Genomic DNA, 12,194 nt, shown 5'->3' with positions numbered 1-12,194 from the left:
CATGTGCTGCTGCGCGGCGCGCTGGACGGCCCCGGTGCCGCCCGCCCGGCCTCGCCGGACACGGGTGCGGCCACTCCCTCGGCCACTGCGCACACGGGAGACCGGCCATGAAGGGCAGCCTGATCATTCTCGGCTTCTTCCTGTCCGGCGTGCTGCTGGGCAGGCTGGACATCATCCCCAGGGCCGACCAGGCGGGCGACCTGGCCTCGTGGGCGCTGTACATGCTGCTGTTCGTGGTGGGCATGGGCATCGGGTTCGATACCCGCTCGTTCCGCATCCTGCGCGAACTGCACGTGAAGGTGGCACTGGTGCCGCTGTTCGTGGGCATCGGCACCCTTGGCGGATCGCTGGCGGCGTGGGCCCTGCTGGGCGACATGCCCCTGCGCGACGTGCTGGGCGTGGGCGCGGGCTTTGGCTACTACAGCCTGTCCAGCATCATGATCACCAAAATGGGTGACGCGGCCCTGGGTTCCATGGCGCTCATCGCCAACATCTCGCGCGAACTGGTCACCCTGCTGTCCGCCCCGCTTCTGGTGCGCCTGTTCGGCGGGCTGGCCCCGGTGATGTCAGGCGGTGCCACCAGCATGGACACCAGCCTGCCGATCATCGCCCGCTACGCCGGGGAGCGTTACGGCATCATCGCCGTGTTCAGCGGCATGGTGCTGACCGTGGCCGTGCCCATCCTGGTGACGGCCATCTTCACCTGGATGTAGTGAATCGCCCGCGCGGGCACGCATTGGGGCGGCAGGGCGAAGCCGCCGCCCCCCATGCCCCGGTTTGCCTCCCGGTCCTTTTCCCGTTTCTACGGTCCACACCACTCCTGCCCAGCCCCACCCACTACGTCTTCGCCACCACCACTCTTTTTCAGCAACCGCCCATCAGTCACCCCCGCGAAGTGGTGACAAATGTGTCAATCATGCCGCCGGGGTCTGGCGTTTTCTCACTCATTCATTGACAATCTGCTCACTTATACTCCAGAAAAGGGAGTCCGTCCGTCACACCAACCACCTGTCCAGAGGAGAATCCGGGATGCTGAAGAAGATCGTCCTCACCCTTGCGGCCCTGCTGGTCACCGCCAACGTGGCCTTTGCCGAGAAGACCATCGTCGTTGCCCAGGACGCCACCTGGCCGCCCATGGAATTTGTTGACGCGAACAAGAACCTCGTCGGCTTCTCCGTCGATTACACCGACGCCATGGCCAAGGAAGCGGGCTTCAAGATCGTGCACAAGAACGTGGCCTGGGACGGCATCTTCGCCGGGCTCGAATCCGGCAGCTACGACGCCATCGTCTCCTCGGTGTCCATCACCGACGAACGCAAGAACGCCATGGACTTCACCGCCCCCTACTACGAAGTGCGTCAGGCCCTCGTGGTGCCCAAGACCACCAACGTCACCAAGCTGGACGAAATGAAGGGCAAGACCCTTGGCGGCCAGATCAGCACCACCGGCTACTTCACCATCAAGAAGACCGCCGGCGTCACCGCCAAGTCGTACGACGAAATCGGCCTGGCCATGGAAGACCTGTTCAACGGCCGCATCGACGGCGTGGTGTGCGACGACCCCGTTGCCGCCAGCTACGCCCTGCAGCAGGAACAGTACGCCGCCAAGATGAAGATCGCCTTCGTCATCGAAACCCAGGAAAAGGAATTCTACGGCATCGCCGTGAAGAAGGGGAACAAGGAAGTTCTGGACCTTCTGAACAAGGGCATCGCCGCCGTGAAGGCCAAGGGCATCGACAAGCAGCTCCGCGAAAAGTGGATCGGCCGCTAGCCGTGCCCGGCTAGATACTTGCGCACCATGGGGGACTGGCGGTATGACGCCGGTCCCCCCTTTTTCAACGTCAAAGCTTCAGAGACGCCATGACCAACGAACCCCAGAACGTCCGCATCGTCATTACCGACGGCGCAATAATACCGGACCCGAAGGAACGGCGGATCGTAACCGCATGGTCCATCTCCTTCGTGGGCGCGCTGGCCGCGCTCGTCTACCTGTGCGCGAGCAGGCCCGAACCCTACTGGCGGTTGCTGCAATTCCTGCCCGACGGCATTGCCGTCACCTTCAAGGTGACCGTGCTGTCCATCCTGTGCTCCATCCCCATCGGGCTCATCACCGGGCTTGGCCGCCTGTCGCGCAACCGGCTGATCAACCTGGTGGCCTCCACCTACGTGGAAGTGGTGCGGGGCATTCCCCTGCTGGTGCAGCTTTTCTACATCTACTACGCCCTTGGCCGGTTCCTGAAGGTGCCGGACCTGCTGGCCGCCATCATCGCGCTCAGCGTGTGCTACGGCGCCTACATGGGCGAGGTGTTCCGCGCGGGCATCGACTCCATTTCCAAGGGCCAGACCGAAGCCGCCCGCTCGCTGGGCTTCAACCGGGCGGAGACCATGTTCATGGTCATCCTGCCGCAGGCATGGCGCACCATCCTGCCGCCGGTGGGCAACGAATTCATCGCCATGCTGAAGGACACTTCGCTGGTGTCCATCATCGCCGTGGCCGACATCCTGCGGCGCGGGCGCGAATTCGCCTCGGAGAGCTTCCTGTACTTCGAGACGTACACCATGGTCGCCCTCATCTACCTGTTGATCACGCTGTTCCTGTCCAAGGGCGTCAGCATCATGGAATCGAGGTTGAACTACTATGACCGCCGATAGCGTCGAACCCATCATCCGCATCAGCCACGCCTGGAAGTTCTTCGGCGAGCTGACGGCCCTCAACGACGTCAGCCTTGACGTGATGCCCGGTGAAAAGGTGGTCATCTGCGGGCCGTCCGGCTCGGGCAAGTCCACCCTGCTGCGCTCCATCAACCGGCTGGAAACGGTGGACAAGGGCACCATCATCGTGGACGGGCAGGACGTGAACTCGCCCGACAACGACATCAACAAGATCCGCCAGGAACTGGGCATGGTCTTCCAGAGCTTCAACCTCTTTCCGCACAAGACCGTGCTGCAGAACCTGACCATGGCCCCCATGCGGCTGCGCAAGATCCCGCGCGCCGAGGCGGAAAGCCGGGCGCTGGAACTGCTGAAGAAGGTGGGCATCAGCGACAAGGCCAACGTGTTTCCGGCCATGCTTTCGGGCGGGCAACAGCAGCGCGTGGCCATTGCCCGCGCCCTGGCCATGAACCCCAAGATCATGCTGTTCGACGAACCCACCAGCGCGCTTGACCCGGAAATGATCGGCGAAGTGCTGGATGTCATGGTCACCCTGGCCCGCGAAGGCATGACCATGGTCTGCGTGACCCACGAAATGGGCTTTGCCCGCGAAGTGGCCGACCGCATCATCTTCATGGACCACGGCCAGGTGCTGGAAGAAAACGCGCCGCAGGAATTCTTCGGTGCGCCCAAGCACCCGCGCCTCCAGAAGTTCCTGAACCAGATCCTGTAGCGCCCCCGCCGCGCCGCAGGCCACGGGACGAATGCAAACGGGCCGCTCCGCAAGGGGCGGCCCGTTTTTGCGTGCCTGCCGCGCTGCCCGGCAGTCGGGAATGCCCGGCAATCCGTGGATGCCCGGCATTACCGCTGGCCGCCACACAGGGCTGCGCGATTCACCGGAGCGGAAATGCCACCGGGCCGGAGCATGGCCCCGGCCCGGTGATAGTGACGTAGAAAGTGGACGCCCCGGGATGCGAGACGCCGCCCTGCCTCAACGACCGGCGACGCGCATGCCCACGGCGCGGGCCAGCGCAAAGTCCACTTCCAGCGGCAGCAGACAGAACCGCTCGCGCAGGGCGTGGGCGTCGTGCAGAAAGCGCCGGTAGTCGGCCTGCGTGCGCGGGCCGGACCCATCACGCACCGTCTGCCCCTTCAGGAAGGCCAGTCCGCGCCACAGGGCCGGGGTGCACGGCAGAAAAAAGTCCGCATCGTCGGTCTCGTTGTCCGTGCCCATATCCGCGCCCGACTTCAGGTACAACAGCAGCGACAGCGCAAAGATGCCTACCCCCGCAATCTTGCGCGCCTCGTGCAGACGAAAGGCCTCGGCCAGCGCCGCTTCCGTACCGCCAGCAATGGGCAGCGCCCACAGTCCGGACAGCCACGGGCCAAGCTCGTCCATGCGCGGGGCCAGTCGCAACAGACTGGCAAACCCCGCCCCGAAACGGGTGCAGGTGATGCGCTTGGGCACGCTGCCCTCGATGCATTCACGGTTCACGGCCATGCACAGGGCCCGATAGTCGTCGGCAGACATGGTCCCGCTGCCGCCCGGCCCGAAGGCCGCGTCCAGCAGCGCGCGCGCCTCGGCCTCGCCCTGCCTGCGGCTGTTGATGAAGTCCACCCCGGAATGAATGTCGCGCCACTCGTCCACCTGCGCGGCATACCGCTCGAACATGCTGCCTCCGTGTGCCGTGAAAAAACCTGCCGGGCCGACGGGTCGGCCTTCCCTGCCGTACCCGATACGCCCGCCATTGCCGTGCCCCGATCGCGCCACGCGCGCCTGACCATCGCCACGCAATGGGATGACCTCTGCTCCCTGCCCCGCAGCATCGCGGCGCCCAAAGTGGATAGCAAAAAAAACGTGCGTTCCCAAGGGACGCACCGGCATCCCGAATGCACAGATGAATACCCCCGGCATGTTCAAAACAGCATTTTCCCTCGCCTTCCTGTCCGTGATGACATGCCTTTCTTCCTCACCCTCCGCGCCGGGCTTCCGGCGCGGAGGGCTGGTGCGGGCGCGATGTAAGGAATTACGAGTTTTGCCCGGCGGGCAAGGCAGCGCGCGCCTTTTGCGCGGAACGTACTTATGTACGTGAGCACAAAAGGCGCGCGCTAACGCCGCCCGGCGGCAAAAGACGGATTTCGCAGGCAGCGTGCCCGCGTCAATGACAATGCAGAGAATCTTCCCCCTTCACTCCCGCTACTGCGACACCACATGCAGCAGGGCCGCGCGCACCTCGTCCATCTGCTGCTCGTCGGTAATTTTCTGGCCATACACCGTGCGCACCGAAAAACTGTCCGAGGTGCGGTTGCCAAGGGTCGCAATCTTGGCAAACAGGATATCCAGCTGCAACGCCTGCAACACCCGTGCGACATCATACAACAACGCAGGCCGGTCCGGCGCAAACACTTCCACCACGGTGTGGAAATCCGACAACTCGTTGTCGATGCGCACCTCCGGCGGACGGCGCACCGCATCCAGCAACACCGTGGGCACCTTGTGCTTCAGCGCATTGGAGGTCCGGGCCTGCTCCAGCCGGTAGTCCAGCGACAGCTTGCCCGTCAGGGCAAAATGGATGGCCCCGCGCACCTTGCCCCAGAAATCCCTGGCATACAGCGGGTCCGGAGGCGCGGTGACGTGAAAGATGTCCAGCACGGTGCCGTCGCTCCACACGTAGGCATCGGCCCCGAACACATTCAAACCGTGCAGCGAAAGCACCCCGGCAATGGTGGCGAACAGCCCGGTCTGGTCGCGCGCGGCCACCAGCACCTCCCACAACTCGCTGTCGCGCCCGCCGTGCAGCGGCCTGCCCTCCAGTACCACCACGCCCCGCTCGGCCCGGTCCTCGGGCAGGCGGCGACGCGATTCGGCCACGTCGCGGTTCAGCTGGTAGACCAGCGACATGTGCCGCACGATGTCTTCCGGCGGCATGGCCAGCAGATAGCGCGAGGGCATGGCGTCCAGATACAGCCCCGCCGTCTCCAGCGTGTAGTGCAACGCGGACTGCCGCTCGCGCACCAGTGCCCGCACCATGTCGCGCGTGCGCACGATGGCCTGCGCGGTCTGCGTTCCCGCAAGCTGTCCGTCCCGCAGCATGTTGGCCACCTTGCCGTGCAGTTCGTACAGCAGGCTGGCGGTCCAGCGGTTCCACGCCTTGTGGCCGGTGGCCATGGAATCGGCATGGGTGAGCAGGTACAGCATGTTCAGGCGTCTCAGGCTGCCCACGGTGCCCGCGCACTGGGCCACCACCGATTCGTCGTTGAGGTCGCGGCGCTGGGCGGTGCGGATGAGCAGCAGGTGGTGCAGCACCAGAAAGACCACGTCGTCGATGATCTCGGGCGGCGCTCCCCACTCCGCCAGCAGGCGCATGGCCATCTCGGCCCCCACCTCGGAATGGTGCGAGGCGTCGGCCCCGCCCTTGCCAAGGTCGTGCAGCAGCGCGGCCAGCAGCAGACACAGCCTGTCGCGTGCGGCGTCCTCGTCCTGTCCGCCTGCCCAGCCTGACCCGCCTGCCCCGCCAGGTCCGGCCTGCTCATTGGGCACGCTCAGGCAGCCGCCACGCCAGAAGCCGGAAAACGGCTCGAAATCTTCGCTGGCCAGCGATTCCAACTGGCGGATCACGAACAGGGTGTGCATCCCCACGGGATAGGTATGGAACCCGTCGAACTGCACCCTGTCGCGCGCTTCGGCATAGGCGGGCAGGATGGCGGGCAAAAGCCCCGTCTCGTCCATGTGCCCAAGCACCGGAAACGCCTTGCCGGACCCCAGGATGCGCATCAGCGCCGCGCCCACATCGGCGCCGGAAAGGGCGCCGCCTTCGCCGGACAGGGCCTGTTGCAGCGCCTGCTCCATGGCCTTGCGGGTATTCCAGTCGGGGGCGGGGGCGTTGGATCCGGGCCATTCGGCGGCGCGCACGAAGGCGGAAAGGGCCAGGCCGGGGGTGACCGCCGCCGGGTCGGGCAGGCAGATGTGCAGCGTGCCGCCCGCCATGACCACGGGGCCTTCCACCTCGGGGCAGGGCTGGTCGGGGTGCACCGGACCGCCGGGGGTACCCCGGAAGGCGGCGGACAGCGCCTTGATGTGCGACATGCACCGGTGCAGGCGGCCCAGAAAGCATTCCACGGCCAGCAGGTTGCCGCACTCGTGAAAGCCGAGGCGCGCGGCGATTTCCGGTTGCAAATCCAGGAACAACTGGTCGTTCTTGCGGCGCGAAAGATGGTGCAGCAGATTGCGCACGTCGTGCAGGAAGCCCACGCTTTCACGCAGCAGGGCGGCATCGGATGCGGAGAACCCGGCCTGGGCCAGGATTTCCTCCACGCTGCCCGCCTCGTTGCGGATGCGGCCCAGCCACAGGATACGGTGATAGTCGCGCAGGCCGCCCAGACCTTCCTTCAGGTTGGGCTCCAGCAGCACGGCGCCGTCGCCGTGCGAGGCGCGCCTGCGCTCGTGCTCCTCGTCATTCCAGGACAGGAAAGAGGCACCCCGGCGCGGCAGCACCTTGTCGTTCAGGCGGTCCACCATCTCGCGGAACAGGGCCTCGTTGCCGGTGATCAGCCGCGCGTCCAGCAGGCTGGCCAGCACCTTGTGGTCCTTGGCGGCCAGCTTCACGCAATCGCCGATGGTACGGAACCCGTGCCCAAGGGTGTAGCCCGCGTCCCACAGGGGCAGGAACAGCGGCTGGGCCAGGTCGATGGCCTGCGGCGGGATGGAGCGACCGCACAGGATCAGGATGTCGATGTCCGACCCCAGGCACAATTCCTCGCGGCCATAGCCGCCCACGGCCACCAGGGCCACCTTGTCATGGCCGCCGCGCAGTTCGGCAAAGCGAAGGCGAAAATAGTCGTCCAGCAGACGGCTGTAGGCCCGTTCGAAACGCGATGCGCCCGTGGGAGCGGGCGTGGTGTCGCGGCAGTGCGCGTCAGGCCGCGAGGCACAGGCGTTTTCCGGCAGGGGGCCGACCGGGGGAGAAAGGGAGGCGTCCAGGCGTTCGAGCAGCGCGGGGCGCCCCTCGCGCAGGACCGTGGCGGCATCGCGCGGCGTGCCGGAACTACCGGCGGGAGCGGAGGAAGAGGGCCCGTGTGCCTGCGTCATGGAGGAATGGGGGGGTGGATGGTGGGTATGGACGGGCGGCGCCCCGTTCGCTGCCGAGGCGCCGCCCATGGATTGCGGTATGTTGCGGCTAGATGGCGTCCACGCCGGTTTCACCGGTACGGATGCGCAGCACGTCTTCCACCGGCGAGATGAATATCTTGCCGTCGCCCACCTTGCCGGTGCGGGCGGCCTTGACCACCGCATCGACCAGCGGCTTCACCTGCGCGTCGTCGACGACGACTTCGATCTTGACCTTGGGCATGAAGTCCACCTGGTATTCGGCACCGCGGTACACTTCCTTGTGGCCGCGCTGGCGACCGAAGCCCTTTACTTCCGTGACGGTCATGCCCTTCACGTCGAGGCCGGCCAGCGTTTCCTTGACCTCGTCCAGCTTGAAGGGGCGGATGATGATCTCAAGTTTCTTCATGATGTCCATCCTGAAGCTCGGTTCGTGTTCAGGGAAGGGATGACCCCTTCCGCCTTGTAGGCGACAACGGCGGCAGCGGCAAGCTTAGAGCTGATAACCCGCTTCGTTGTGCTCGCTGACGTCGAGGCCCGCGACTTCCGATTCCGTATCCGCGCGCAGGCCGACAAGGGCGTCAACCACATGGAACAGGATGCGGCTGGCCACGTAGCAGAACAGCCATGTGGCGACCACGGAAATGAACTGGATCCAGAGCTGCGAGGGGTTGCCGTAGAGCAGGCCGGTGGCGGTATTCACGGCACTGGAGGCAAAGATGCCGGTGGCGAGGGCGCCGAAGGTGCCGCCCACGCCGTGCACGCCCACCACGTCCAGGGCGTCGTCGTACTTGAAGACATGCTTCATCAGCACGCCGCCGTAGCACAGGGCGCCGCCGATGAGGCCCATGATGATGGCGGGCATGGGCGCCACGAAGCCTGCGGCGGGCGTGATGACCACAAGGCCGGCCACGGCGCCGGAAGCGGCACCAAGGGTGGTGGGCTTGCCGGTGTGCAGCCATTCTGCGGCCACCCAGCTGATGACGGCGGCAGCGGCGCACAGGTGCGTGGTGACGAAGGCGTTGGCGGCAAGGCCGTTGGCGGCAAGGGCGCTGCCGGCGTTGAAGCCGAACCAGCCGAACCACAGGATGCCCGCGCCAAGCACGGTCATGGGCAGGTTGTGGGGCACGAAGGGCTCGCGGCCATAACCATGGCGGCGGCCCAGCACATGGGCGGCGGCCAGGGCGGCGGCGGCAGAGCTCATGTGCACCACGGCGCCACCGGCGAAGTCAAGCGCGCCAAGGCCGAACATCCAGCCGCCCCCCCACACCCAGTGGGCCATGGGGGCATACACCACAACCAGCCACAGCACCGAGAACAGCAGCATGGCGCGGAAGCGGATGCGTTCGGCGTAGGCGCCGGAGATGAGGGCCGGGGTAATCACCGCGAACATGCACTGGAACACCATGAACAGCAGGTGCGGGATGTTGGTGACCGATTCGCTGGGTTCCATGCCCACGCCGTTCAGGAAGGCGAAATCAAGCCCACCGATGACCCCGCCGATGTCGGGACCGAACGCCAGCGTGTAGCCGATGACCGCCCAGACGATGCTGGCCACGCCCAGAAGAATGAAGCTGTGCATGGTAGTGGACAGCACGTTGCGCGCACGCACGAGCCCCCCGTAGAACAGGGCGAGCCCCGGGGTCATGAACATGACCAGAGCGGAGCAGACCAGGATGAAGGCGGTATCCGCCGCGTTCATGTGAACCTCCTCGAAATGTTGACGTACACCCCCTGCCGGACCGAACGGACAGGGGCAAACCCGAACGATGCCATGGTAAAGGCAAGGAGCGTGCCATCTGCTACAAAAAGGTCGCTTCCAATGAATTCGGCATATTGCGTAAATCGGGTTTTTTCGTGTTTTTCCATTTTGGTAATAGAAGAAGCGTTTATAGTTTCTTTTTTGTAAAAACAGACATTTTTGCAGCACCCACTGAAAAAGCATCCCGCTCCGGTTTGCATGCCACCGCCATTGTGGTATGGCTTTCCGAACCGCCGTGTCCGTCATCTGCCGCAGATGGCCGGGCACGAAGCCGCCGCACCCCGCAAGGTGGCGCGGAACATCGCCAAGGCTCCTCGCCCCCGCGAGGCGGACCTTTTGAACCCCCTTCCGCAGGAGGCGGATACCCATGGATCGTACCGGCATCATCACCTTCAGGGGCACTCCCCTTACCCTCACCGGCACCCCGGTTGCCAAGGGCGACAAGGCCCCCGGCTTCTCCGCACTGGCCAACGACCTGTCCCCGCGCGCCCTGGCCGATTACGCGGGCAAGGTACTGCTCATCTCCGCCGTGCCCTCGCTGGATACCGGCGTGTGCGACATGGAAACCCGGCGTTTCAATCAGGAAGCCACCCGCCTTGGCGCGGACGTGCGCATTCTGACCATCAGCTGCGACCTGCCGTTCGCCCAGGCCCGCTGGTGCGGCGCCGCCGGTGTGGACGCGCTGGAAACCCTGTCCGACCACCGCGACCTGTCCTTCGGCAGCGCCTACGGCGTGGTGATCAAGGAACTGCGCCTGCTGACCCGCGCCATTTTCGTGGTGGACCGGTCCGGAACGGTCACCTACACCGAAATCGTGCCCGAAGTGAGCCACGAGCCCAACTACGAGGCAGCACTGGCCGCCGTGCGCGCCGCCCTGTAGCGCACCTGCGACGGGCCGACGCACGCCATCTTCCCGCCGGGCATGCGCGCCGACGGGTTGAAATGGCGCAGGACGTACGACCACAGGCTGTTTTACGAAAATGACAATGCGGTTTCGCCCACGCGAAACCGCATTGTTCTTTTCCTTCCCCTCTTCCTGCCCGTTTCACCGGCCCGCACTGCCTGCCCACACCATCCCTGCGCGGCGCGGGCATCGGACATTCCGTTTTGCGCAGGTTCGCGCCGCGCCGGCCAAGCCGTCCGCACCGTTCCGCCAGCCTTGCACGGCGGCCTCGCCTGAGCTAGGCTGCGCACCTCGTCATGCCTTGCACGTTTGCCGCGCCAAACGCGGGCCGCGCAGGGCATCCGACGGAAATCACCACGCCGCAGGAGCAGTCCGCATGTCCGCATCCTCCCTTACCCCCGACCAGGCTCGCGCCCACCTTGTCGCCACGGTGCTGCGCCATCTGTCGCGCGATGCCGGGCGCCGCACCGAGGCCCTGGAGGAGTTCATGGCCGTGACCCTGCCCGACATGGACGAACATGGCGCGCGGGTGTTGTCGACCATGGTGCCCCAACTGCCGGAATCGCTGTACGGCAAGTGGGCGGCCATGTTCGCGGACCGCTTGCAGGAAACCGTACCCCACGAACACCTGGCGGCCCTGTGCGACGGCAGCGAAGACAACGACGCCACCATCGCCCTGGTTTACGTGATGTTCATGGAGTCGGAAAAGATGGAGCGCCAGGTGGCGGAAGACCTGCACGCCCTTGGCATTGTCCAGGACGGTAAAAATGGCCCCGGCGACGCGGGCGCCCTGCTGGGCGCGTACCTGCGCGCCCGGCTTACCGCGCGGGGGCAGGGACCAGCCCAATAAGCCGGATACAGCCCGGATCCCCCTGACCGCAGCCGCCTGCACGGGCGCGCGAACCGGCACCGCAAACGCCAAGGGCCGCGCACATGCGCGGCCCCGCAATTTTCCGGCCGCCCGCCGGACACCGGGCTGGCTACTGCTTCTCCACCTTGAGCCCGTCGTCGGTGGCGGTCAGCAGATAGGTGCAGCCCCCGGTTTCCAGACAGTAGTCCGAACCGGGAAACAATGTGGAGCGGGCGGTCCATTCGTCGTTGACGAACACATCGCGCGCGCCGCCGCTTTCCTCGTAGCGTACCTGGGTTCCGTCGGCCAGGATGACGAACTCCGCCTCGTGGATGACGGCGGGCAGGTCGGCTTCGGTATGGCTCATGGCAGACCTCCTTCACGGTTGCGGATGGCAAGACTGTGGCAGAAAACCAATCCACTGACGTAATCACATGTTTACATCGTCCGACACAGGACAACAACAGGAATATCCCGTGACGCCAGAACTTCAGGCCACCGCCTCCGCTGTCCCTGCCCCGCCCGTCGCCTCGGCTCCGACAGCCTTGGCCGCCGCGCTGTCCCTGCCGGTGCCCGGCGTGTCTGCCGTGATGGCCCTGCTGGACGAAGGGGCCACCATTCCGTTCATAGCCCGCTACCGCAAGGAAGCCACGGGCAGTCTGGACGAGGTGCAGGTGGCCGCCGTGCGCGACGCCCTGGAAAAGGCACGCGAACTGGACAAGCGACGGGCCGCCGTGCTGGCATCGCTGGAAGAGCGCGGACTGCTCACCCCGCTGCTGTCCAAGGCCGTGGCGGGGGCGTCCACGCTCACCGCGCTGGAGGACGTGTACCTGCCCTACCGACCCAAACGCGTCACCCGCGCCGAAAAGGCCCGGCGGCGCGGCCTGGCCCCGCTGGCAGAGGCCCTGCACACGGCGCGA

General features: G+C 65.7%; 12 protein-coding genes. 7 read left to right on the top strand and 5 right to left on the bottom strand.

Going from position 1 to position 12,194, the window contains the following annotated elements; genetic code table 11:
* Window positions 1–107: 107 nt before the first annotated feature.
* From FVW27_RS19400 to FVW27_RS19385, 4 genes are all read left to right on the top strand, one after another.
* Entirely contained in the window at window positions 108–713 is a 606-nt protein-coding gene (locus tag FVW27_RS19400) for a LysO family transporter (RefSeq protein WP_167128464.1), read from the top strand.
* A 316-nt stretch (window positions 714–1,029) separates the two neighbouring features.
* Complete coding sequence (locus tag FVW27_RS19395) at window positions 1,030–1,770, top strand: basic amino acid ABC transporter substrate-binding protein (RefSeq protein ID WP_012612008.1); 741 nt, start codon at window positions 1,030–1,032, stop codon at window positions 1,768–1,770.
* An 89-nt stretch (window positions 1,771–1,859) separates the two neighbouring features.
* Window positions 1,860–2,651, top strand: coding sequence for an amino acid ABC transporter permease (locus FVW27_RS19390; protein ID WP_035065499.1), 792 nt, complete (start codon window positions 1,860–1,862; stop codon window positions 2,649–2,651).
* Window positions 2,638–3,384, top strand: a complete 747-nt coding sequence (locus FVW27_RS19385; protein ID WP_167128462.1) for an amino acid ABC transporter ATP-binding protein — start codon at window positions 2,638–2,640, stop codon at window positions 3,382–3,384. The genes FVW27_RS19390 and FVW27_RS19385 overlap by 14 nt, the downstream gene beginning before the upstream one ends.
* A gap of 258 nt (window positions 3,385–3,642) precedes the next feature.
* Here the strand turns inward: FVW27_RS19385 and FVW27_RS19380 are convergent, their stop codons facing one another.
* The 4 genes from FVW27_RS19380 to FVW27_RS19365 all read right to left on the bottom strand — a co-directional run bounded on the left by FVW27_RS19380 (window position 3,643) and on the right by FVW27_RS19365 (window position 9,460).
* On the bottom strand, window positions 3,643–4,323 hold the full coding sequence (locus tag FVW27_RS19380; protein ID WP_167128459.1) for a hypothetical protein: 681 nt from the start codon (window positions 4,321–4,323) through the stop codon (window positions 3,643–3,645).
* Between the two features lie 525 nt (window positions 4,324–4,848).
* Window positions 4,849–7,740 carry a [protein-PII] uridylyltransferase family protein gene (locus tag FVW27_RS19375; RefSeq protein ID WP_167128456.1) on the bottom strand — a complete coding sequence of 964 codons (2,892 nt, stop codon included), beginning with the start codon at window positions 7,738–7,740 and terminating at the stop codon, window positions 4,849–4,851.
* An 88-nt stretch (window positions 7,741–7,828) separates the two neighbouring features.
* Window positions 7,829–8,167, bottom strand: a complete 339-nt coding sequence (locus tag FVW27_RS19370) for a P-II family nitrogen regulator (RefSeq protein ID WP_167128453.1) — start codon at window positions 8,165–8,167, stop codon at window positions 7,829–7,831.
* 84 nt (window positions 8,168–8,251) lie between these two features.
* Window positions 8,252–9,460: an ammonium transporter gene (locus FVW27_RS19365; RefSeq protein WP_167128451.1), complete on the bottom strand. Its 1,209-nt coding sequence runs from the start codon at window positions 9,458–9,460 to the stop codon at window positions 8,252–8,254.
* 427 nt (window positions 9,461–9,887) lie between these two features.
* Here FVW27_RS19365 and tpx point away from each other — a divergent pair, with 427 nt between their 5' ends.
* Both tpx and FVW27_RS19355 read left to right on the top strand, forming a co-directional pair.
* Complete coding sequence (tpx, locus tag FVW27_RS19360; protein ID WP_208294893.1) at window positions 9,888–10,400, top strand: thiol peroxidase; 513 nt, start codon at window positions 9,888–9,890, stop codon at window positions 10,398–10,400.
* 400 nt (window positions 10,401–10,800) lie between these two features.
* Window positions 10,801–11,274, top strand: coding sequence for a hypothetical protein (locus tag FVW27_RS19355; RefSeq protein ID WP_167128448.1), 474 nt, complete (start codon window positions 10,801–10,803; stop codon window positions 11,272–11,274).
* A 130-nt stretch (window positions 11,275–11,404) separates the two neighbouring features.
* On the opposite strand, the gene FVW27_RS19350 is transcribed toward FVW27_RS19355, so the two are convergent.
* The gene (locus tag FVW27_RS19350; RefSeq protein ID WP_012612017.1) at window positions 11,405–11,641 is read right to left on the bottom strand and encodes a hypothetical protein; all 237 of its coding nucleotides are present in this window, start codon (window positions 11,639–11,641) and stop codon (window positions 11,405–11,407) included.
* 109 nt (window positions 11,642–11,750) lie between these two features.
* Between FVW27_RS19350 and FVW27_RS19345 the strand changes: the two genes are divergently transcribed.
* Window positions 11,751–12,194 (top strand): Tex-like N-terminal domain-containing protein (locus FVW27_RS19345; RefSeq protein ID WP_424991896.1); only part of this gene is annotated, 444 nt, incomplete at its 3' end.

It is taken from the genome of Nitratidesulfovibrio liaohensis (assembly GCF_011682075.1).
Taxonomy (GTDB): Bacteria; Desulfobacterota; Desulfovibrionia; order Desulfovibrionales; family Desulfovibrionaceae; genus Cupidesulfovibrio; species Cupidesulfovibrio liaohensis.
The sequence above is the reverse complement of the archived record's forward strand: the minus strand, read 5'-3'. Positions and strand labels throughout refer to the sequence as shown.